This is a genomic window from Pseudomonas sp. KB_12, from assembly GCF_052114545.1.
Classification (GTDB): domain Bacteria; phylum Pseudomonadota; class Gammaproteobacteria; order Pseudomonadales; family Pseudomonadaceae; genus Aquipseudomonas; species Aquipseudomonas brassicacearum.
The window spans coordinates 16,748-38,686 of sequence record NZ_JBFREY010000001.1 but is presented as its reverse complement, the minus strand read 5'-3'; the positions used below and the strand labels follow the sequence as shown (position 1 = coordinate 38,686).

Genomic DNA, 21,939 nt, shown 5'->3' with positions numbered 1-21,939 from the left:
CCCACAAGGGTTCTGCGTTCACCGCAAAGCCCCTGTGGGAGCGAGCTTGCTCGCGATGGGGAACGCCACAGAATCATCCTGCAAAACTCGATACTGGCCTTTCATCCAATTGTCATATTTCAGCCATAGAGTGTTCACACGGCTTACCGATACTTGGCCGACTTAACACACCCTATCTGCTAGGAGTAAGGCATGAAACTGAAGCGTTTGATGGCGGCAATGACTTTTGTCGCTGCTGGCGTTGCGACTGCCAACGCGGTTGCCGCTGTTGACCCTGCGATCCCGAGCTACACCAAGACCACTGGTGTATCGGGCAACCTGTCCAGCGTCGGCTCCGATACCCTGGCCAACCTGATGACCTTGTGGGCCGAGAACTACAAGAAAGAATACCCGAACGTAAACATCCAGATTCAGGCCGCCGGTTCCTCCACCGCGCCACCTGCGCTCACCGAAGGCACCTCCAACCTGGGCCCGATGAGCCGCAAGATGAAGGACAACGAGCTGCAAGCCTTCGAACAGAAGTACGGCTACAAGCCAACCGCTATCCCGGTTGCCGTGGACGCCCTGGCAGTATTCGTACACAAGGACAACCCGATCCAGCACCTGACCATGGAACAGGTCGATGCGATCTTCTCGTCGACTCGCCTGTGCGGCGCGAAAGCCGACGTGAAAACCTGGGGCGACCTGGGTGTGACCGGCGACCTGGCCAACAAGCCAGTGCAACTGTTCGGTCGTAACTCGGTATCCGGCACCTACGGCTACTTCAAGGAAGAAGCCCTGTGCAAAGGCGACTACAAGCCAAACGTCAACGAACAACCAGGCTCGGCTTCGGTCGTGCAGTCGATCAGCTCTTCGCTGAACGGCGTTGGTTACTCGGGCATCGGCTACAAGACCGCCAGCGTGAAGACCGTGGCCCTGGCCAAGAAAGGCAGCACTGAGTTCATCGAAGACACCGAAGAAAACGCCCTGAACGGCAAGTACCCGCTGTCGCGCTTCCTCTACGTTTACGTCAACAAGGCACCGAACAAGCCTCTGGCCCCGCTGGAAGCCGAGTTCGTGAAGCTGGTCCTGTCCAAGCAAGGCCAGGAAGTTGTAGTCAAGGACGGTTACATCCCGTTGCCAGCCAAAGTAGCCGCCAAGGCACTGGCTGACCTGGGTCTGTCGGAAGGCGGCAGCGTCGCCAAGAAGTAATACCTGAGCCCGGGCCGAAGTCCGGACTCCTGTGGGAGCGGGCTTGCTCGCGAAGAGGTCAGTGCATTCAACAGGGATGTTGACTGACTTTGCGAGCAAGCTGTCCCACAACCCCAAATTCCTGTCCGCTGCCGGTTCCCTCGGCGGCGGATTTGTTGCGTCACTGCATTGTCATCTTTCTGTCATACAGGATCGCTAGGGTGTGCGCATGAATGATCTGGCCAATTCCACAATGACTACGACTTCCCCTCCCAAGCGCATTGACTTCAATACGCCTGAGCTGCAACGCAAGCGCCGTATTCGCGCGCTCAAGGATCGCCTGACCCGCTGGTACGTGCTGGTCGGCGGCCTCGCTGTCCTGGCTGCCATTACGTTGATCTTCTTCTTCCTGGCCTACGTGGTGCTGCCCCTGTTCCAGGGCGCGGACCTGACCGCCAAGGACTCGATCACCCCGGCCTGGATGCAAGACGCCGGCAAACCCTTGATGATCTCCATCGAAGAACAGAACCAGGTCGCCATGCGGATTTCCGACAAGGGCCAGGCGCTGTTCTTCGACCTCAGCAGTGGCGCCGAACTGCGCCGCGTCGACCTGCCGATTCCGGCCGGCGCCAGCGTGACCGCCATTGGCGAAGACCAGCCCGGCAGCCCGCTGGTGGCAATCGGTCTGTCCAACGGCCAGGCCCTGGTATTCCGCCACACCTATAAGGTCAGCTACCCGGATGGCAAGAAAACCATCTCGCCTGCCGTCGAATACCCTTACGGCGAGACGCCCATCGCATTGAACGAACAGGGCGCGGCCCTGGAACATGTCAGCCTCAACGCCACCGATTCGACCCTGCTGCTGGCCGGCTCCAGCGGTGCCCAGCTGCAAGTGCTGTCGCTCACCAGCGAAGAAAACATGATGACCGGTGAGGTCACCAGCGAGCAGACCCGCATCGACCTGCCGCAGATGACCGAGCCGGTGAAGAACATCTTCGTCGACCCGCGTCAGCAATGGCTGTATGTGGTCAACGGGCGTGCCCAGGCCGACGTGTTCAGCCTGCGGGACAAGAGCCTCAACGGCCGCTACAAACTGCTCGAGAACGCCGACGCCCAAGTCACCGCCGCCACCCAGCTGGTGGGCGGGATCTCGCTGATCATCGGCGACTCCAAGGGTGGCCTGGCCCAGTGGTTCATGGCCCGCGATCCGGACGGCGAGTTGCGCTTCAAACAGATTCGTACGTTCCAGATGGGCAGCACGCCGATTGTTGAAATCAGCGCCGAAGAGCGTCGCAAGGGCTTCGTTGCGCTCGACGCGGCCGGCAAGCTTGGTGTGTTCCACAGCACCGCCCACCGCACCTTGTTGGTGGACCAGGTGGTCGATGGCCAAGGCCTGTTCGGCATGTCGCCACGGGCCAACCGCCTGATCGTTGAACAGGGCGGCAAGCTGCAACCGCTGACGCTGGACAACCCGCACCCGGAAGTTTCGTGGAGCGCGCTGTGGAGCAAGGTCTGGTATGAAAACTACGACGAACCCAAGTACGTCTGGCAATCGACCGCCGCCAATACCGACTTCGAACCCAAGCTGAGCCTCTCGCCGCTGACCTTCGGTACCCTGAAAGCGGCGTTCTACGCGATGCTGCTGGCCGCGCCGCTGGCGGTCGCCGCGGCGATCTACACCGCCTATTTCATGGCCCCGGGCATGCGCCGCAAGGTCAAGCCGGTGATCGAACTGATGGAAGCCATGCCGACGGTGATCCTCGGCTTCTTCGCCGGCCTGTTCCTGGCGCCGTACGTCGAAGGGCATCTGCCAGGTATTTTCAGCCTGCTGATGTTGCTGCCAATCGGCATCCTGGTCGCCGGTTTCGTCTTCAGCCGCCTGCCGGAATCCATTCGCCTGAGAGTGCCGGATGGCTGGGAAAGCGCCCTGTTGATCCCGGTGATCCTGTTCGTGGGCTGGCTCTCGCTGTACATGAGCCCGTACATGGAAGCCTGGTTCTTCGGCGGCGACATGCGCATGTGGATCTCCCATGACCTGGGCATCACCTACGACCAGCGCAACGCTCTGGTGGTCGGTCTGGCGATGGGCTTCGCGGTGATCCCGAACATCTACTCCATCGCCGAAGACGCCGTGTTCAGCGTGCCGCGCGGCCTGACCCTGGGCTCCCTGGCCCTCGGTGCCACGCCGTGGCAGACCATGACCCGCGTGGTCATCCTCACCGCCAGCCCCGGTATCTTCTCGGCGCTGATGATCGGCATGGGCCGTGCGGTGGGCGAGACCATGATCGTGTTGATGGCCACCGGTAACACGCCGGTCATGGAAATGAACCTGTTCGAAGGCTTGCGCACCCTGGCGGCCAACGTGGCGGTGGAGATGCCCGAGTCGGAAGTCGGCGGCAGCCATTACCGCGTGCTGTTCCTGTCGGCCCTGGTGTTGCTGTTGTTCACCTTCGTCATGAACACCCTCGCCGAGCTGATCCGTCAGCGTCTGCGCAAGAAATATTCGTCGCTTTAAGAAAGGTAGAAGTCTGTGAAACAGAACTCCCTGAAAGGATGGTTCAAGAGCGGCGCCCCCGGCGTCTGGATCAGCGGTGGCGCGGTGTCCATCGCGGTCATCATGACCATTGGGCTGCTGGCGGTGATCGCCGTGCGCGGCCTGGGCCACTTCTGGCCGGCGGACCTGGTCCATGCCAACTACAACGTGCCGGGCATGCCTGCGCACCTGGTGGTCGGCGAAGTCGTACAGAAAGAAGAAGTGCCGCGCGAGCGCCTGAAAAGTGCCGGCCTGCCGGTGCCGGACGAAGGCCCGGAGTTCATGACCCGCGAACTGATCAAGGTGGGTAACCGGGACCTGAACGGTACTGACTTCACCTGGATTGTCGGCGAGTGGCTGACCAACCAGACCACGCCGCCGGAACTGATGGCGATCGAGCGCCGTGAGTGGGGCAACTTCTACGGCTACCTGGTCAACGTCAAGGAAGACGGCAAGGTCATCGCCGAAGGCGAGGCCGCCTGGCCGCAACTGCAGGCTCGCGTACAGCGGGTCAACCAGTTGGCCGCCGAGCTCAAGACCCTGGAAAAAGTCGACATCGGTGCAATCAACGCTGGCCTGGAGCGCATCCGCCTGCACGGTCGTAAACTGGAGCTGGACGGCAAGCTCGACGCCGCCGCCCAAGCCGACCTGGAAAGCGAGCGTGCCGAACTCAATGCCCGTTACAAGGATATCGAAGCGCGCCTGTCCGACCTGCATGCGCAATTCAACCGCGACAGCCTGACCGCCCGCGATGCCAACGGCAAGGAAGTGGAAATCGGTATCGGCAAGGTAGTACACGCCTATCAACCGAACGGCATGGGCACCTTTACCAAACTCGGTTTCTATTTCAGCAAGGTCTGGGAATTCCTTAGCGACGACCCTCGTGAAGCCAACACCGAAGGCGGCATCTTCCCGGCGATTTTCGGCACCGTGATGATGACGCTGATCATGGCGATGATCGTGACGCCGTTCGGTGTATTGGCGGCGGTCTACCTGCGTGAATATGCCCGCCAGGGCCCGATGACCCGCCTGATTCGCATCGCGGTGAACAACCTCGCCGGCGTTCCAGCCATCGTCTACGGTGTGTTTGGCCTGGGCTTCTTCGTCTACGTGCTGGGTGGTTCGGTCGACCGCTTGTTCTTCCCCGAGGCCTTGCCGGCACCGACCTTCGGTACCCCGGGCCTGCTCTGGGCGTCCCTGACCCTGGCGCTGTTGGCGGTGCCGGTGGTGATCGTGGCCACCGAGGAAGGCCTGGCGCGGATCCCGCGTACCGTGCGCGAAGGCTCCCTGGCCCTCGGCGCGACCAAGGCCGAGACCCTGTGGAAAATCGTCCTGCCCATGGCGAGCCCGGCGATGATGACCGGCATGATCCTCGCCGTGGCCCGTGCCGCCGGTGAAGTGGCGCCGTTGATGCTGGTAGGCGTGGTGAAACTGGCCCCGTCGCTGCCGCTGGACGGCAACTACCCGTACCTGCACCTGGACCAGAAGATCATGCACCTGGGCTTCCATATCTATGACGTGGGCTTCCAGAGCCCGAACGTCGAAGCGGCGCGACCGCTGGTGTACGCCACGGCGCTGCTGCTGGTGCTGGTGATCGCCACGCTCAACCTGTCGGCGGTGTGGATCCGTAACCACCTGCGCGAGAAGTACAAGGCACTGGATAGTTGATTGCACATTGATTTTCTGTGGGAGCGAGCCTGCTCGCGATGGCATCACCTCGGTTCAAAGCCAGACCGAGTCGCCTGAATCGCGAGCAGGCTCGCTCCCACACATACACAGATTGGCATGGCCACGCAGTGGTTAACCGAACCGAATTTGTTAGCACAGGGAGCCTCCCATGCAACACGAAGCACATACACACGGCATCAACATGTCGGCCCTGGGCCGCGACAAGCAGAGCCTGGACCTGGCCCAGGAAACCGTCGCCATCGAAGTGCCCGGCCTGAACCTGTTCTACGGCGAGAAGCAGGCGCTGTATGACGTCAGCCTGAACATCCCGAAACAGCGCGTCACCGCGTTCATCGGCCCGTCGGGCTGCGGCAAGTCGACCTTGCTGCGCACCTTCAACCGCATGAACGACCTGGTGGACGGCTGCCGCGTCGAAGGGGAAATCAACCTCTACGGCAACAACATCTACCGCAAGGGCGAAGACGTGGCCGAGCTGCGTCGTCGCGTGGGCATGGTGTTCCAGAAGCCCAACCCGTTCCCGAAAACCATCTACGAGAACGTGGTCTACGGCTTGCGCATCCAGGGCATCAACAAGAAGCGCATCCTCGACGAAGCCGTGGAATGGGCGCTCAAGGGCGCGGCGCTGTGGGATGAGGTCAAGGACCGCCTGCATGAGTCGGCCCTGGGCCTGTCCGGCGGTCAACAGCAGCGTCTGGTGATCGCCCGCACCATCGCCGTGGAGCCGGAAGTGCTGCTGCTCGACGAACCCTGCTCGGCCCTGGACCCGATCTCGACGCTGAAAGTCGAAGAACTGATCTACGAGCTCAAGTCCAAGTTCACCATCGTCATCGTGACCCACAACATGCAACAGGCGGCGCGGGTTTCCGACTACACCGCGTTCATGTACATGGGCAAACTGGTGGAATTCGGCGATACCGATACGCTGTTCACCAATCCGGCCAAGAAGCAGACCGAGGACTACATCACCGGTCGCTACGGCTAGTCGAGGCAGCTGCATAGCTGCACTGCGCTATCAGGATCAACATTTAACTGCTTGAAGCTTGCAGCTTGAAGCTTGCAACTTTCGCGGAGCGAACAAGATGATTTCGAAGGAAGGCCTTACTCACCACATTTCCGCACAGTTCAACGCTGAGCTTGAGGAAGTGCGCAGTCACTTGCTGGCCATGGGCGGGCTGGTGGAAAAGCAGGTCAACGATGCGGTGACCGCGCTGATCGAGGCCGACTCCGGCCTGGCCCAGCAGGTGCGTGAAATCGATGACCAGATCAACCAGATGGAGCGCAACATCGACGAGGAGTGCCTGCGTATCCTGGCCCGTCGTCAGCCGGCGGCTTCCGACCTGCGCCTGATCATCAGTATCTCCAAGTCGGTGATCGATCTTGAGCGGATCGGCGACGAAGCCACCAAGATCGCCCGTCGTGCCATTCAGTTGTGCGAAGAAGGCGAGGCGCCGCGCGGTTACGTCGAGGTTCGCCACATTGGCGACCAGGTGCGCAACATGGTGCGCGATGCACTGGACGCCTTTGCCCGCTTCGACGCCGACCTGGCGTTGTCGGTGGCCCAGTACGACAAGATCATCGACCGCGAATACAAGACCGCCCTACGCGAGCTGGCGACTTACATGATGGAAGACCCGCGCTCCATCTCCCGGGTGTTGAGCATCATCTGGGTGCTGCGTTCTCTGGAGCGTATCGGCGATCATGCGCGCAACATCTCGGAACTTGTCATCTACCTGGTGCGCGGCACCGATGTCCGGCATCTGGGACTCAAGCGCATGAAGGAAGAAGTTGAGGGCACCTCGTCCGAAACTGCTAATGTTCCGAGCGAAACTGACGATAAGTAAGATTGCCAGGAAAAGTGCCCGGCCTTCTGGTCGGGCTTTTTTTTGGGTTTTTTTTAATCGAAAGCAGCACCCCGCGAACGAAAAGTCCCGGCGTGACTGAAGGTTTTTGGCAATGTGCCATCAGTAAAAGCGGTATGCTTGCCGGGATTTTTTAGAGGTGTATCTGGATGAGTAAGGTCAGTGTGTTGGTCGTGGACGATGCTTCGTTCATTCGTGACCTGGTGAAGAAGTGCCTGCGCAACTACTTCCCGGGCGTGCGCATCGAAGACGCGGTGAACGGCAAGAAAGCCCAAGCCCTGCTGGCTCGCGAAGCGTTCGACCTGGTGTTGTGCGATTGGGAAATGCCGGAAATGTCCGGCCTGGAACTGCTGACCTGGTGTCGCCAGCAGGACAACCTCAAGGGCATGCCGTTCGTGATGGTCACCAGCCGCGGCGACAAGGAAAACGTGGTCCAGGCGATCCAGGCCGGCGTTTCCGGCTACGTCAGCAAGCCGTTCACCAACGAGCAGCTACTGACCAAGGTCAAGCAGGCCCTGCATAAGGTCGGCAAGCTCGACACGCTGATGAACAGCGCCCCGACCAAGATGAACTCGGCGTTCGGCAATGACTCCCTGAGCGCCCTGACGGGCGGCAAGGCTCCGGTTGCCGCTGTGGCTTCGGCCCCTGTCGTGAATCCTTTTGCCAAGCCGGTCGCTGCTCCCGCCGCCGCTACTGCCCCGGCCCGTGGCTTGCTCAACAGCCCACCGGTCAAGGCGCCGGTAGCCGCCACCGCTTCGTCGGCCAACCGCGGCCAGGGCCAGTTGCGCCTGTCCAGCGGCACCCAGCAATGCGTGATCAAGGCCCTGAGCCTCAAGGAAGCGCTGCTGGTGGTCAAGCGCACCGACACCCTGCCACAAGTGCTCGAAAGCGCCGTGCTGGACATGGAGCAGGGCGACAACGCCGAGACCGCGCGTCTCAACGGCTACCTGCACGCCATCGTCGCCCATGAACAGACGCCCGACAGCGAATGGTTGCAACTGACGTTCCGCTTCGTCGACAAAGACCCGCAGAAACTCGACTACATCTCCCGCCTGATCGCCCGCGGCACCGCGCAGAAGCACTTCGTACCTGGCGCTTGATTCGGCGGCGCCCTTGAGTCCGCTATCGCGAGCAAGCTCGCTCCCACACTCGGTTCAGTGAACACTGAAGATCCCTGTGGGAGCGAGCTTGCTCGCGATGGGGCCATAAGATCCAACACCGAGCGTTGATCCAATTTTGAAACATCCGTCGACTACGCTGGTCCATCCCAGCTGCTAGGCTGCTGTGCAGGCCTTCATTTTTCGACAGAACCTTTGCCCATGCTCGCTCCCCTGCTGTTTGCCTGTGGTCTTGTCCTGGCCTCCACCTCGGCCGTGGCCATGACGATCTACAAATCCACCGACGCCAATGGCGTGGTGTCCTATAGCGACCGCCCCAGCAAGGGCGCCCAAGTGTTCGTGTTCCGCGACCGCATGGTCGAGCGCCTGGAGCGACAGGTATTCCTCGATATCAAGAAACAGAACGGCGCGGACGCGGTGTTCGTGCGCAACGACCTGTATGCGCCGGTGGAGATCGAGTTGAGTTTCGCCGGGCTTCGCAACGTCAGCGGGGCACCGAGCCGGCCGATTCGCCGGGTGCTGCCGGCGCGCAGCAACCTGCGCCTGGCGCTGCTCACGGCCACTGCGCCCGGGAGGCCGCTGGTCTACACCCCAAGGTTCGAATATTCCCTGGGCGACCCCGCAGGCGCGGCACAGGCCTATCAGTACCCGTTGCCGTGGCGTGGCGGGCCGTTCCGGCTGAGCCAGGGTGCCAACGGCCAGTATAGCCATTACGGCCCGAAGAACCGCTACGCCATGGACATTGCCATGCCCGTGGGCACGCCGATCATCGCGGCGCGGGGCGGCGTGGTCATCAAGACCGAAAACGAGCAGACCGGCCGCGGGGACGACCCTTCGGGCAACTTCGTGCGGGTGCTGCACGATGACGGGACCATGGGCGTCTACCTGCACTTGCAGAAAGGTTCGGTGAGCGTACGGGAAGGGCAGCGGGTCGGGGTGGGCGCGCCGTTGGCGTTGTCGGGCAATACCGGCAACAGCTCAGGCCCGCACCTGCATTTCGTGGTGCAGCGCAATACCGGCCTGGGGCTGGTGTCGATTCCCTACCAGTTCAATCAACCGGTGGGCGACCTGCCCAACTTTGCGTTGGGCAAGCAATAGCACTGGAGATTCGAGGGGCTTTTGTGGTGGAGGGATTTATCTGTGGGAGCAAGGCTTGCCCGCGATGAAAGCGACTCGGTCTTTCTGCTCTGTAGGAGCTGGCGAAGCCTGCGATCTTTTGATCTTTCGCTTGAGATTCAAGTGTCAGGGGAAAGATCGCAGCCTCGCTTCGCTCGTCAGCTCCTACAGACTCAATCGAGCATCAACACCTTCGCCAGAATGATCTTCGGCCCTTTCATCTTCTTGATGATGATCCGCAGGCCTTCGACTTCCAGCACTTCTTCCTCTTCCGGCACGCGCTTGAGGGTTTCATAGACCAACCCGGCCAGGGTTTCGGCTTCGATGTGGTCCAGGTCGATCCCCAGCAGGCGCTCGACCTTGAACAGCGGTGTATCACCGCGTACCAGCAGTTTGCCCGGCTGGTAGGCCAGGATGCCGCGTTCGGCCTTGCGGTGTTCGTCCTGGATGTCACCCACCAGCACTTCCAGCACGTCTTCCATGGTCAGGTAGCCGATGATGTTGCCGTCGGCTTCCTCGACCAAGGCGAAGTGCGAGCCGCCCTTGCGGAACTGCTCCAGCAATTGCGACAGCGGCATGTGCCGCGACACGCGCTCCAGTGGCCGGGTCAGTTCGGCCAGGTTGAACGACTCGGGAATGTGATCCAGGGCCGCCAGTTCCAGCAGCAGGTCCTTGATGTGCAGCAGGCCGACGAACTCCTGGCGCTCGCTGTCATACACCGGGTAACGGCTGAACTTGTGGCGACGGAACATCGCCAGGATTTCCTTGAGCGGCGCGTTGAACTCCAGCGTCACCAGGTCTTCCCGGGAGTTGGCCCAGTCCACCACTTCCAGCTCGCCCATTTCCACGGCCGAGGCCAGCACGCGCATGCCCTGGTCGCTCGGGTCCTGGCCACGGCTGGAGTGCAGGATCAGTTTCAGTTCTTCGCGGCTGTAATGGTGTTCGTGATGCGGGCCGGGCTCGCCTTGGCCGGCGATGCGCAGGATGGCGTTGGCGCTGGCGTTGAGCAGGTAGATCGCCGGGTACATGGCCCAGTAGAACAGGTACAGCGGCACGGCGGTCCACAGCGACAGCAGCTCGGGTTTGCGAATGGCCCAGGATTTGGGCGCCAGTTCACCGACCACGATGTGCAGGTACGAAATGATGAAGAACGCGGTGAAGAACGACACGCCCTTGATCACTTCCGGCGACTGTACGCCGACCGCGCCCAGCAACGGCTCGAGGATATGGGCGAACGCCGGCTCACCGACCCAGCCCAGGCCCAGCGAGGCCAGGGTGATACCCAACTGGCACGCCGACAGGTAAGCGTCGAGCTGGCTGTGAACGGTGCGCAGGATGTGCCCGCGCCAGCCGTTCTGCTCGGCAATGGCTTCGACCCGGGTCGAGCGCAACTTGACCATGGCGAATTCGGCCGCAACGAAAAAACCGTTGAGCAAAACCAGGATCAGAGCAAAAAGAATCATGCCGAATTCGGCGAAGAGTGTGAGGAGGGACAAGCCAGGGGAAGGGTCCATGATGGAGTTTTGCGGGTTCCGTATAGTCGTAGGAATTGAAAGTGAGCGCCTGAAAAGGCAGGCGCAAGTCAGTCAATGTAGCGACTGACTCGGCGATTGCCTAGGGGGCGGGCTTAATCAGCGGGGCGAGCGAGGCGTGCACGAACCACCTGGGTCGGAGCGAAATGGCAGGTAAAGGTGCTGCCATGGCCGGGTACGCTGCTGATTTCCATGCGGGCGCGATGGCGCAGCAGGACGTGTTTGACGATGGCCAGGCCCAGCCCGGTGCCGCCGGTATTGGAGTTGCGGCTGGAGTCGACACGGTAGAAGCGTTCGGTCAGGCGCGGCAGGTGTTTGCTGTCGATGCCAATGCCCGAATCGCGCACGCTCAGGTGCGCGCCTTGCTCATCGCCCCACCAGCGCACATGGATCCGGCCTTGCTCACGCGTGTATTTGACCGCGTTGAACACCAGGTTGGAAAACGCACTGCGCAGTTCCGCCTCGCTGCCTTTGAGCTGCACGGCCGCGTCGGCTTCCAGGGTGATGGTCTGCTGCTTGGAGCCGGACAGTTCCTGCGCATCTTCGACAATGGTTTGCAGCAGGTCGTCGATGGGCACTGGCTGGTTGTCCGACGGGTAATCGGTGGCTTCCAGCTTCGCCAGCAGCAACAAGTCGTTGAGCAGGGTCTGCATGCGCCCGCTTTGCTGGTGCATCTGCTGCAAGGCCCGGCTCCAGCGCGGGTTCACTTCCTCGACGTTGTCGAGCAGGGTTTCCAGGTAACCACAGATCACCGTCAACGGCGTGCGCAGTTCGTGGGAAACGTTGGCGATGAAGTCCTTGCGCATCTGTTCCAACTGATGGATGCGCGTGACGTCGCGCACCAGCATCAAATGCTCATTGTTGCCATAGCGGGTGATGTACAGCTGGATGCGTAGCCGATCATTGGTGGGCGAAGGAATCTCCAGCGGCTCGGCGTAACTGGCCTGCTCGAAATATTCCTTGAAGCGCGGATGACGCACCAGGTTGGTCACCGGCTGGCCGCTGTCCTGTGGCGTCTTGAGGCCCAGCAGGGTCTCGGCGGCGCGGTTCCACCACTCCAGGTTGCCGTCGCTGTCGAGCATGATCACCGCGTCTTTCAGCGCGGCGGTGGACTCCTGGACCCGGTCGATCACCGCTTGCAGGCGCCCGCGAACGCGCTGGTCGCGCCGTTGCAGGTGGTAGATGCTGTCGAACACCTCACCCCACAGGCCATAGCCGTCGGGCGGGGCTTCGTCGGGTTGGTGCAGGCGCAGCCATTCATGCAGGCGCAGCAATTGCTTGAGTGTCCAGGCCAGGTAAAGCCCCAGGCCCGCGGCCAGGCTCCAACCGTAATAACCACTGATCAGGCCGATCAGCAAACAGCCGGTCACCAGCAACAACATGTGGCGAATCAGGGTGCCATGCCAGTTTTGGTTCACGTGACGCGCGTCCTTGTCAGCTTTGTCGGGCGGTAAGGGCTCGGATCAGGCCTTGGTCGAAAAACGATAACCGGTGCCGCGCACGGTTTGTACCAGATTTTCATAGGCATCGCCGAGGGCCTTGCGCAGGCGCCGGATGTGCACGTCCACGGTGCGCTCCTCGACATAGACGTTGCCGCCCCAGACCTGGTCCAGCAGTTGGCCGCGGGTGTAGGCACGTTCCTGGTGAGTCATGAAAAACTGCAGCAGGCGGTATTCGGTCGGGCCCATCTCGGCGGGTTTGCCATCAATGGTCACGCGGTGGCTGATCGGGTCGAGCAGCAGGCCACCGACTTCGATGGGGGCTTCGCCATCGGTCGGCCCGGCGCGTCGCAGCACGGCCTTCAGGCGCGCCACCAACTCCCGTGGGGAAAATGGCTTGGTGATGTAGTCGTCGGCGCCGACTTCCAGGCCCTGGATCTTGTTGTCCTCTTCGCCCTTGGCGGTGAGCATGATGATCGGAATATCACCGGTCAGCTCGTCGCGCTTGAGGCGTCGCGCCAGTTCGATGCCTGACGTGCCGGGCAACATCCAGTCCAGCAGGATCAGGTCGGGTTTGCGGTCGACGATGATGGCGTGGGCCTGTTGAGAGTTTTCTGCTTCCATGCAGTCATAGCCGGCCATCTCCAACGCAACGGCGATCATCTCGCGGATGGGCGCCTCGTCGTCGACGATCAGAATGCTCCTGCCAACCATGGGGTAATCCTCTTGTCATTTAACTGTCTTGCGCCGCATTAGATAACGGAATTATTGCAGTCGTGTGACAGTTATTTCGGGGGGCGGCGGTGAAAGGGATCCTGGACTAAGCTTTTCAGTCCGAATCCTGACAACCACACAAGAAGGTTTCCATGAATTACTTCACCCAATCCATCAAGGTACTGGCGGTAACGGCTGCCCTGGCGCTGCCAACATTGGCGTTCGCGGCTGAACCGGCGATGGAAAAAGACGGCATGTTCACTGATCACAAAGGCATGACGTTGTACACGTTTGCCAAAGACTCAGGTGGCAAGTCGATGTGCAACGACAAATGCGCTGCCAATTGGCCACCGCTCAAGGCTGAAGGCGGCGACAAGTCCATGGGCGAATGGACGGTGATCAACCGTGATGACGGTACGAAGCAGTGGGCCTACGATGGGAAGCCGCTGTACACCTTTGTGAAGGACACTAAAGCTGGAGACATGACGGGTGATGGCTTGATGGACGGCGCCTGGAAGGTCGCCAAGCCCGATTGACGAGCCCAGCCAAGATGCTTTTTGTGGCGAGGGAGCTTGCTCCCGCTGGGCTGCGAAGCAGCCCCAAGATTTAGCGGTCGCTGCGCAACCGAGCGGGAGCAAGCTCCCTCGCCACAAAGGCCTTCATGACCCAAGGTTCACCGCTGGATCAGCAGCCTCAGCGCAACGCGTAATCCAGCACAATCCCCACGAAAATCGCCAACCCGGCCCAATGGTTGTGCAGGAACGCCTTGAAGCAGCGCATCCGGTCCCGGCCGCGGGTGTACCAGAACTCCCAGGCGAAGCATGCGGCAGCGGCCACCAGCCCCAGGTGGAACCAGCCGCCCAGTTGGAATTTTGACCCGGCCAGCAGCAGGCAGCCCAAGGCCAGGCCTTGCAACGTCAGGATGATCACCCGGTCGGCATCGCCAAACAGGATCGCCGTGGACTTCACGCCAATGCGCAGGTCATCGTCCCGGTCGGTCATCGCGTAATAGGTGTCGTAGCCCACCGTCCACAGCAGGTTGGCGATGTACAGCAACCAGGCGGCGGCCGGCAGATGACCGGTTTCGGCGGTGAACGCCATCGGCATGCCCCAGGAGAACGCCGCGCCCAGGACCACTTGCGGGTAGTAGGTATAGCGTTTCATGAACGGGTAGCTGAACGCCAGCGCCAAGCCACCGAGGGAGAGCAGGATGGTCGGGGCGTTGGTGCACAGCACCAGCAGGAAACTCACGCTCATCAGCACGGCGAAGAACACCAGCGCCTCTTTCGAACTGATCTTGCCGCTCACCAGCGGGCGCTGCTCGGTGCGCTTGACGTGACCGTCCACCTTGCGGTCGGCCCAGTCATTGATCACACAGCCGCCGGCGCGGGTCAGCACCACGCCGAGGACGAAGATCACCACGTTGGCGATGGACGGCGAGCCTTCACCGGCAATCCACAGCGCCCACAACGTCGGCCACAGCAGCAGGTAGATGCCGATGGGCTTGTCCATGCGGGTCAGTTGCACGAAGTCCCAGGCCCGCGGGTTCAGGCGGTTCAAGGATTTGAGCAGTTGCACGTACATCAGAAGTTCTCCGAATAGGCGCGGGCGACGGTCCACAGGCGCGGCAGGAAAATTTCCGCCACCAGCACGCTCAACGCGCCGCGGTCGAAACGTGAGCGGCGACCCCACAGCCCGCTGGCGCGCACTTCTTCCGGCAACCCGGCATCGGGGTAATGGCACACTTCGATGGCTCGGCGCTGGAACGCCTGGTCGCAAAACAGCAATTCCCCCAGGGAACGGCTACCCAGTTCGTCCATCTGCAAGCCGTCACCCTGCAAGGCGCTGCGCGCCGCCACACTGCGGGCGAACACCCACGGCTGGTCATGGCCGCGCAGATACACCTCGCGTACCCAGCCCTCGCTGCCCTCGGCCAGGTCCAGGGCGGCGCATTCGTCGGCGCGCAATGGCTGCCAGCCTTCGAACAGTGGTGTCACGCTGAAATGGCCGTCCGACAGGCGTGTGAGGCGCCGGGTCAGGGAGCCTTCGTCGAACAGCCAGTCGAGGACACCCGCATCGGGGCGAGGCGACAGCAGGGGCTGGGGCAGCCATTGGAGTGTTGGAAATATCGAATTTGTATGCGGCACAGAGGTCTTGAATGGCAGCAAATGAGGGCGCGAGCTTACCATGTCGGTCGGTGATTTTGACCGGCCCGGCCGGCTGCCCGGCTGATCGTGCTTGCATCTGTCGCAACCGATCAGTACAAAACGGCCCTGAGCCGGAAAATACCGGCCAAGGCCTGACATCTTGAGGAAGTATTGGAATGAAGAAGTGGCAATGTATCGTCTGCGGCCTGATCTACAACGAAGCTGACGGCTGGCCTGATGATGGCATCGCGCCCGGCACTCGCTGGGAGGACGTCCCGGCAGACTGGCTGTGCCCGGACTGCGGCGTCGGCAAAATGGATTTCGAAATGATCGAAATCAACTGATCGTTCCTCACCTGCATGGAGAGCATCAAATGGAGAGCAACATGAGTGCACCTGTCGTCATCGTCGGTACAGGCCTGGCCGGTTACAACCTGGCCCGGGAGTTTCGCAAGCTCGACGGCGAAACCCCGCTGCTGCTGATCACCGCGGACGACGGTCGCTCGTATTCCAAGCCGATGCTCTCCACAGGCTTTGGTAAAAACAAGGATGCCGACGGCCTGAGCATGGCCGAACCGGGCGCGATGGCCGAGCAACTCAAGGCCGAAGTACGTACCCACACCCGTATCAGTGGCATCGATCCGGGCCACAAACGGCTGTGGATCGGCGAAGAAGCGGTGAACTACCGTGACCTGATCCTGGCGTGGGGCGCCGAAACCGTGCGCGTACCGGTGCAGGGCGATGCGGCGGAGCTGATCTTCCCGATCAACGACCTGGAAGACTACGCACGCTTCAGGGCCGCGGCCGCCGGCAAGCGCCGGGTGTTGTTGCTCGGCGCTGGCCTGATCGGCTGCGAGTTCGCCAACGACCTGAGCCTGGGTGGCTACGAAGTGCAGTTGGTGGCACCGTGCGAGCAAGTGATGCCGACGCTGTTGCACCCGGCCGCTGCCGCAGCGGTCCAGGCTGGGCTGGAAAGCCTTGGCGCGCGTTTCCACCTGGGCCCGGTGCTCAACCGCTTGCAGAAGGTCGCAGATGGGCTGGAGGCGCACCTGTCCGACGGCCAGGTGATTGCCTGCGACCTGGTGGTCTCGGCCATCGGCCTGCGCCCACGCATCGATCTGGCAGCCGCGGCAGGCCTGGTGGTCAACCGCGGTGTCGTGGTCGACCGGCACCTGAAAACCTCTCACGCCAACATCTACGCCCTGGGTGACTGCGCCGAGGTCGATGGCTTGAACCTGCTGTATGTCATGCCGCTGATGAGCTGCGCCCGGGCCCTGGCCCAGACCCTGGCCGGCAACCCGACGGCCGTCAGCTACGGCGCCATGCCGATTACTGTAAAAACCCCGGTGTGCCCACTGGTGGTGTCGCCACCACCGCGAGGTAGCGAGGGCGTGTGGAGCGTCGAAGGGCAGGGCGCGGACATCAAGGCGCTATGCCGCGACGCTCAAGGCAATCTGCTGGGCTACGCCCTGACAGGCACGGCGGTGATGGAGAAACTGGCACTGAACAAGGCGCTTCCACCCCTGCTGGCGTAAATACTGGTCGTTCTGTCGCAAAAACCCTACTTTTGGTCCCACAAAGGTCGCCCGGCCACTGGCGCGGTTTTCGGCACCGTGCCATCCTCACTTCCGTCTGCCGCAGAGTAGAGCCTGCGGCGCCTTAGGGGCCGTTCCAAAGAGAACGGCACGGACATAACAACAAAAAAACCGTCAAAGGGGCTTCATTCATGCGTAAACCAGAACTCGCCGCCGCCATCGCGGAAAAAGCAGACCTCACCAAAGAACAAGCCAACCGCGTCCTCAACGCCGTCCTCGAAGAAATTACCGGCGCCCTGCACCGCAAGGACAGCGTCACCCTGGTGGGCTTCGGCACTTTCCTGCAACGCCACCGCGGCGCCCGCACTGGCAAAAACCCACAGACCGGTGAGCCGGTGAAGATCAAGGCCAGCAACACCGTTGCCTTCAAACCAGGCAAATTCTTGAAAGACAGCGTCAACCCGTAATTGCTGCATGTACCTCAGCCAGGGGGAAGAAAGCGGCAATCAAAAGGGCATACCGATGAATCGGTATGTCCTTTTTTGTGCTGGGTTGGCCGTGGCGAGGGAGCAAGCTCCCTCGCCCCAGGATTTGGAGATGCCCCTGTGGGAGCTAGCTTGCTCGCGATGACGTCCTAGTCAGCAGACGTTTTCGGCGCTGCCAACGCTTTCAAAGCCGCCTTGCGTTCGTCGATCGGCAATTTTCCGAGCTTTTCCACCGCTGCGTAAAACCTGATCCAGTCCCCGCCCTCCCGCCTGAACAGCGCCGCAAACGCCGGCACCCACTGGTCATACAGCCCGAACGGCAGCAACCGTGCATTGTTCAGTGGGGCATAGACCCAGGCATCGTAGCGTTTGTCGCCGGCCCATTGAGTGTCGCGCAACTGCTCATAGTCGGTGCGCAGGCGTTCGAATGCCTGTGCCTTGCGTTGGCGCATCTGTTCGGTCGGTAGGGGTTGGGTGTAGAGCTCTTCCAGGCGCTGGCGGGTGTCGAGGATCAATTGGATGAATTGGTCGCGCTGGCGCACCTGCTTGCCGTTATCCGGTGCCAGCCCGCGACTGGCGCGCCATTGCCGGCTGCCTTCCTGCTCGACGAAGGTGGCGAAGGACTCATTGAATTCGGTGTCGTCCTTTACATAAAACCGCTGGTGCGCCAGTTCATGGAAGATCAGCGTCGCCAGGCGTTCGTCGCCCCAATGCATCATCGAACTCAGGATCGGATCGTTGAACCAACCCAGTGTCGAGTAGGCCTCTACACCACCGATCGACACGTCCATGCCCTGCAAACGCTGCAATGCGGCCTCGCCACGGGCGGCTCCCTGGCTGTAATAACCGCGATAAGCCACGCAACCGGCAATGGGGAAGCAATGATTTAGCGGCGCCAGGGAAAACTCCGGCGTGGCGAAGACATTCCAGACGACGAATGGCCGGCCAATGTCCGCATACAGGCGATAGCTTTTATTGTCCGGCAAATGCAGATGATCACTGGCGAACGTCCGTGCCTCACGCGCCTGGGTCAGGTGCGTCTTCAGTCGAGCATCGCGAGCAGGGTCGGCAATGACCTGGTCGATAGGCTCCCGGGCCTGCAACAACCGCAGTTGCCCACCGACGAGCTGGCTGTAATAACCGGCGCTTGTGCAACCGTTCAGTAACAAAAGCAGGAGGCCCGGAAACAAAATCTGGAAAACACGGTCGAGTAACCGATGGCTTGAACGCGGCCTGATCAATTGGAATCACCCTGGGAAGTCTGCCCACAAGACTATCTCGCTTGCCTGGAGCTTCGCTATGCGCGTGTTGATGCTGACGAGCGGCCTGTTGCTGCTGACCGGTTGCGCCGGTTTGCCTGATCCTGATCCATCCCAAGCCTGGATCGACCTGGGAAACCAGCAGGACACCGCGCTGCAAGCGCTAAAAGTCGATGACAAGACGTCCACCGACCGGCGCTATTTCGAAGTGCAACCCGGCAGCCATGAACTGACGGTGCGTTATCAATTTGCCGTCGAGCCCGGCAACATCGGCCCGGATGCCGAGCCGCTGTGGCGTGATTGCCGGTTGCATGTGAAATTCAAGGACTTCAACGCGGGCCAACGTTACCAGTTGCAGGCCGGAAGCATCGGTTTCCGGCCATGGGCCAAGCTTTACGATCAGCAACGCAAAGTGGTGGTGCAAGGTACGCCGGCGGGCTGCCAGCAAAGTTGATTAGCGCTATGCTCAATACCTGATTTTCAGGAAACTCACTATGCGCTTACCTCTGCTGTTACTGGCCCTGGTCTCCATGAGCGGTTGTGCAACGAGCCCGCTGCCCCAGGTCGACCCGAACATGGCGTGGATCGATTTCGCTACCCCCATGCCGGGCGGCAAAATGCTGATGGCTGAGGGCCTGGATGGCCAGCGATTGCGAGACGGACGGTTCTTTCAGGTTCCACCAGGCAGCCATGAACTGAAAGTGCGCTTCGACTTCGAGGTGTTTAGCGGTGGTGGGTTGGGTATGCAAGCCGAACCGCAGGAGCGGCTGTGCTACATGCTCGTGCGTTACGACCATTTCGAGGCCGGCCAACGCTATCGATTGGAGGCTCGCAACCTGGCGTTCACGCCCAGCGCCCGGCTCTATGATGCCAAGCGTCAAATCGTGGCCGAAGAACGACAAATCAATTGCGTTCCGTAGAGCGTCCTAGCGGTCGTTCTTCTGGTAAATGATTTTCTTCGTGCCGTTTTCGCAAGTGCCCACCACCATGTTCTGGTCGTGGACTTCGTCGTTGGTGACGATTTCCAACGTGTAGGACGACACGTTATTGGCCTGGATCTTCGCTTCGATTTCCGCTTTCAGCTCTTCGCAGGATTTGGGGGCTGCAAGGGCTGATGCAGCGAATGCGCAACCGATGACCACCAGGGCTGATCGTTTCATGTTCGAATTCCTCATGGCAGCGCGCACTGCCTGTGCGCTGAAACTGCAGGCTTCATTCGATCATAATTGCGCCAGGGTAAACAGCTCGGCTGTATTCAAGAAGTCGCAGCCCTCGGCAGCGCCTGCGAAGGCTGCGCCCCCTCCATGCGTCAGTTCACCAGCGTCGCATCCAGGGTGATCTGGGCGTTCAGTACCTTGGAAACCGGGCACCCTTCCTTGGCCTTCTTGCTCAGTTCGTCGAATTGCGCCTGGCTGGCACCGGGGATTTTCGCCTTGAGCACCAACTTGACTGCCGTGATCGCGAAACCGCCATCGACCTGGTCCAGGGTCACTTCGGCGTTGGTGTCGATGCTGTCGGCCTTGAGCCCGGCATCGCCGAGGATCATCGAAAAGGCCATGGAAAAGCAGCCGGCATGGGCCGCGCCGATCAATTCCTCTGGGTTGGTGCCCTTGCCGCCTTCGAAGCGTGCCTTGAAGCCATAGGGCGCTTCGCGCAGCACACCGGTTTCCGTGGAGATGGAGCCGATACCGGTTTTCAGGTCACCTTCCCAATGAGCCGATGCTTTCTTGATGATAGCCATGTCTGCCTCCTGAAGATCCGGCGCGAGAGACGCGCCTGGGTATTTTTTTAACTGTCTGGGTTGTGAGGATAGACCGCCCGGAAAAGTTCACCTTGTCGATTAGCCGACGAATTTAGTAGGAAAATTCTTCGCGGCTATTGAAACTCGGGTATATGCCCACATTGCATGGAACACACCTTTAGAAACGGCAGGCCTTTGCCCTCGGGGAAAGCCCGGAACGCCGTTGGAGATCCCGGCCCATGAAACAGCTGTCCGAAGTGAAATTCTCAACCCTCGACCTGGTGCCTGTGCGCGCCGATGGCAATGCCGCCCAGTCCTTGCGCAACTCGCTGGACTTGGCGCAGCACGTGGAAAAATACGGTTATACCCGCTTCTGGGTGGCCGAACACCACAACATGGACGGTATCGCCAGCTCCGCGACGGCGGTGCTGCTGGGGTATCTGGCGGGGGGCACTTCGACCATTCGTGTCGGCTCCGGCGGCGTCATGTTGCCCAATCACGCGCCGTTGATCATCGCCGAACAGTTCGGCACGCTGGAAAGCCTCTACCCGGGTCGAATCGACCTGGGGTTGGGGCGTGCGCCCGGTTCCGACCAGATGACCGCCCGGGCGCTGCGTCGTGAGCGCTCCGGCAGCGCGGACGATTTCCCCGAAGACGTGGCCGAGCTGATGCGTTATCTGGGCCCACGCACCCCGGACCAACGCATCATCGCCATGCCTGGCACCGGGACCAACGTGCCGGTATGGCTGCTGGGGTCGAGCCTGTTCAGTGCGCAATTGGCCGGTGAGCGCGGTTTGCCCTACGCGTTCGCCTCCCATTTCGCACCGCGCTACATGCACGAGGCGATTCGTATCTACCGCAACCATTTCAAGCCGTCGGCAGTCCTCGACAAGCCTTATGTGATGCTCGGTGTGCCGCTGGTGGCGGCGGACACGGATGAACAGGCCGATTACCTGGCGACGTCGGTGTACCAGCGGATCCTGGCGCTGATGCGCGGCCAGAGCCTGGTGCAGCGTCCGCCGGTTGAAACCATGAACGGCCTCTGGTTGCCCCATGAAAAAGAAGCGGTTGGTGATTTCCTGGGACTGGCCATGGTCGGCGGTCCGCAGAAGATTCGCGCCAAGCTCGACGTGCTGATCGAGCAAACCCAGGCCGATGAACTGATTTTCACCAGCGACCTGTATGAACACGCCGATCGCCTGCACTCATACGAGTTGCTGGCGCAGGTCATGAAAGGCTGAATGACGCGCATAAAAAAGCCGACGCACTGCGTCGGCTTTGACGTTCGAAAAGAATCACTTTTTATAGACGATTTCTTTCGTACCGCCCTCACAGGTGCCTACGACTTTTCCGTCGGTCGCTGCGCCTTTATCGACGATTTCCAGCGAATAACCTGACACGGCCTTGGCATCCAGCTTCGCCGCGATTTCGCTTTTCAGCTCTTCGCAGGGCTTGCCGGCCGCAAATGCACCACCGGCAAGGCTCAGCAAACCCAGGGCTACCATCAACTTGTTCATCGCTCGCACTCCTTGGTCGGATCAATAGGGCAGGTATTGGAAAAACAGAATGCGCATACCATAGCGCATCGCCATTCCCTATGGCA

23 protein-coding genes are annotated in these 21,939 nt (G+C 61.0%); 14 read left to right on the top strand and 9 right to left on the bottom strand.

Annotated elements, in window-relative coordinates:
• Positions 1-192: 192 nt before the first annotated feature.
• From AB4Z20_RS00200 to AB4Z20_RS00170, 7 genes are all read left to right on the top strand, one after another.
• Positions 193-1,191 carry a phosphate ABC transporter substrate-binding protein PstS gene (locus AB4Z20_RS00200; RefSeq protein ID WP_072347557.1) on the top strand — a complete coding sequence of 333 codons (999 nt, stop codon included), beginning with the start codon at positions 193-195 and terminating at the stop codon, positions 1,189-1,191.
• A 460-nt stretch (positions 1,192-1,651) separates the two neighbouring features.
• A complete protein-coding gene (locus AB4Z20_RS00195) occupies positions 1,652-3,685 on the top strand; it encodes an ABC transporter permease subunit (RefSeq protein WP_253478351.1) in 2,034 nt (677 codons plus the stop codon).
• 15 nt (positions 3,686-3,700) lie between these two features.
• Positions 3,701-5,371, top strand: a complete 1,671-nt coding sequence (gene pstA / locus AB4Z20_RS00190; RefSeq protein WP_253470704.1) for a phosphate ABC transporter permease PstA — start codon at positions 3,701-3,703, stop codon at positions 5,369-5,371.
• Positions 5,372-5,540: 169 nt separating this feature from the next.
• Positions 5,541-6,374, top strand: a complete 834-nt coding sequence (gene pstB, locus AB4Z20_RS00185) for a phosphate ABC transporter ATP-binding protein PstB (RefSeq protein WP_072411200.1) — start codon at positions 5,541-5,543, stop codon at positions 6,372-6,374.
• 97 nt (positions 6,375-6,471) lie between these two features.
• Positions 6,472-7,233: a phosphate signaling complex protein PhoU gene (gene phoU, locus AB4Z20_RS00180; RefSeq protein ID WP_253470706.1), complete on the top strand. Its 762-nt coding sequence runs from the start codon at positions 6,472-6,474 to the stop codon at positions 7,231-7,233.
• 167 nt (positions 7,234-7,400) lie between these two features.
• On the top strand, positions 7,401-8,351 hold the full coding sequence (locus AB4Z20_RS00175) for a response regulator (RefSeq protein ID WP_442089099.1): 951 nt from the start codon (positions 7,401-7,403) through the stop codon (positions 8,349-8,351).
• 219 nt (positions 8,352-8,570) lie between these two features.
• Complete coding sequence (locus AB4Z20_RS00170) at positions 8,571-9,467, top strand: peptidoglycan DD-metalloendopeptidase family protein (protein ID WP_214511204.1); 897 nt, start codon at positions 8,571-8,573, stop codon at positions 9,465-9,467.
• Positions 9,468-9,658: 191 nt separating this feature from the next.
• On the opposite strand, the gene AB4Z20_RS00165 is transcribed toward AB4Z20_RS00170, so the two are convergent.
• From AB4Z20_RS00165 to phoB, 3 genes are all read right to left on the bottom strand, one after another.
• The gene (locus AB4Z20_RS00165; RefSeq protein ID WP_214511205.1) at positions 9,659-10,999 is read right to left on the bottom strand and encodes a hemolysin family protein; all 1,341 of its coding nucleotides are present in this window, start codon (positions 10,997-10,999) and stop codon (positions 9,659-9,661) included.
• Positions 11,000-11,112: 113 nt separating this feature from the next.
• Positions 11,113-12,399, bottom strand: coding sequence for a phosphate regulon sensor histidine kinase PhoR (phoR, locus tag AB4Z20_RS00160; RefSeq protein ID WP_253478354.1), 1,287 nt, complete (start codon positions 12,397-12,399; stop codon positions 11,113-11,115).
• 81 nt (positions 12,400-12,480) lie between these two features.
• Positions 12,481-13,170: a phosphate regulon transcriptional regulator PhoB gene (gene phoB, locus AB4Z20_RS00155; RefSeq protein ID WP_003177195.1), complete on the bottom strand. Its 690-nt coding sequence runs from the start codon at positions 13,168-13,170 to the stop codon at positions 12,481-12,483.
• Between the two features lie 152 nt (positions 13,171-13,322).
• Here phoB and AB4Z20_RS00150 point away from each other — a divergent pair, with 152 nt between their 5' ends.
• Positions 13,323-13,706: a COG4315 family predicted lipoprotein gene (locus AB4Z20_RS00150; protein WP_253470710.1), complete on the top strand. Its 384-nt coding sequence runs from the start codon at positions 13,323-13,325 to the stop codon at positions 13,704-13,706.
• Positions 13,707-13,863: 157 nt separating this feature from the next.
• Here AB4Z20_RS00150 and ubiA read toward each other — a convergent pair whose 3' ends face one another.
• Entirely contained in the window at positions 13,864-14,754 is an 891-nt protein-coding gene (ubiA, locus tag AB4Z20_RS00145; RefSeq protein WP_046064708.1) for a 4-hydroxybenzoate octaprenyltransferase, read from the bottom strand.
• Complete coding sequence (locus AB4Z20_RS00140; protein WP_253470712.1) at positions 14,754-15,317, bottom strand: chorismate--pyruvate lyase family protein; 564 nt, start codon at positions 15,315-15,317, stop codon at positions 14,754-14,756. Before AB4Z20_RS00140 ends, ubiA begins: the two co-directional genes overlap by 1 nt.
• 176 nt (positions 15,318-15,493) lie before the next feature.
• Here AB4Z20_RS00140 and AB4Z20_RS00135 point away from each other — a divergent pair, with 176 nt between their 5' ends.
• From AB4Z20_RS00135 to AB4Z20_RS00125, 3 genes are all read left to right on the top strand, one after another.
• The gene (locus AB4Z20_RS00135; protein WP_003177199.1) at positions 15,494-15,661 is read left to right on the top strand and encodes a rubredoxin; all 168 of its coding nucleotides are present in this window, start codon (positions 15,494-15,496) and stop codon (positions 15,659-15,661) included.
• A gap of 41 nt (positions 15,662-15,702) precedes the next feature.
• A complete protein-coding gene (locus AB4Z20_RS00130) occupies positions 15,703-16,851 on the top strand; it encodes an NAD(P)/FAD-dependent oxidoreductase (protein ID WP_253470714.1) in 1,149 nt (382 codons plus the stop codon).
• 191 nt (positions 16,852-17,042) lie between these two features.
• Complete coding sequence (locus tag AB4Z20_RS00125) at positions 17,043-17,318, top strand: HU family DNA-binding protein (protein ID WP_003177201.1); 276 nt, start codon at positions 17,043-17,045, stop codon at positions 17,316-17,318.
• A gap of 167 nt (positions 17,319-17,485) precedes the next feature.
• Here the strand turns inward: AB4Z20_RS00125 and AB4Z20_RS00120 are convergent, their stop codons facing one another.
• Positions 17,486-18,577, bottom strand: a complete 1,092-nt coding sequence (locus AB4Z20_RS00120; protein WP_442089098.1) for an aminopeptidase — start codon at positions 18,575-18,577, stop codon at positions 17,486-17,488.
• Between the two features lie 58 nt (positions 18,578-18,635).
• Between AB4Z20_RS00120 and AB4Z20_RS00115 the strand changes: the two genes are divergently transcribed.
• Together AB4Z20_RS00115 and AB4Z20_RS00110 are read left to right on the top strand one after the other, a co-directional pair.
• Positions 18,636-19,049 carry a PA0061/PA0062 family lipoprotein gene (locus AB4Z20_RS00115; protein WP_442089097.1) on the top strand — a complete coding sequence of 138 codons (414 nt, stop codon included), beginning with the start codon at positions 18,636-18,638 and terminating at the stop codon, positions 19,047-19,049.
• 40 nt (positions 19,050-19,089) lie between these two features.
• Positions 19,090-19,515: a PA0061/PA0062 family lipoprotein gene (locus AB4Z20_RS00110; RefSeq protein WP_442089096.1), complete on the top strand. Its 426-nt coding sequence runs from the start codon at positions 19,090-19,092 to the stop codon at positions 19,513-19,515.
• Positions 19,516-19,521: 6 nt separating this feature from the next.
• Here the strand turns inward: AB4Z20_RS00110 and AB4Z20_RS00105 are convergent, their stop codons facing one another.
• A complete protein-coding gene (locus tag AB4Z20_RS00105) occupies positions 19,522-19,755 on the bottom strand; it encodes a DUF1161 domain-containing protein (RefSeq protein WP_003196417.1) in 234 nt (77 codons plus the stop codon).
• Positions 19,756-19,904: 149 nt separating this feature from the next.
• Positions 19,905-20,336 carry an OsmC family protein gene (locus tag AB4Z20_RS00100; protein ID WP_003196419.1) on the bottom strand — a complete coding sequence of 144 codons (432 nt, stop codon included), beginning with the start codon at positions 20,334-20,336 and terminating at the stop codon, positions 19,905-19,907.
• Positions 20,337-20,575: 239 nt separating this feature from the next.
• Between AB4Z20_RS00100 and AB4Z20_RS00095 the strand changes: the two genes are divergently transcribed.
• Positions 20,576-21,577, top strand: a complete 1,002-nt coding sequence (locus tag AB4Z20_RS00095; protein ID WP_072349123.1) for an LLM class flavin-dependent oxidoreductase — start codon at positions 20,576-20,578, stop codon at positions 21,575-21,577.
• Positions 21,578-21,631: 54 nt separating this feature from the next.
• On the opposite strand, the gene AB4Z20_RS00090 is transcribed toward AB4Z20_RS00095, so the two are convergent.
• Entirely contained in the window at positions 21,632-21,853 is a 222-nt protein-coding gene (locus tag AB4Z20_RS00090; RefSeq protein ID WP_253470731.1) for a DUF1161 domain-containing protein, read from the bottom strand.
• Positions 21,854-21,939 lie beyond the last annotated feature (86 nt).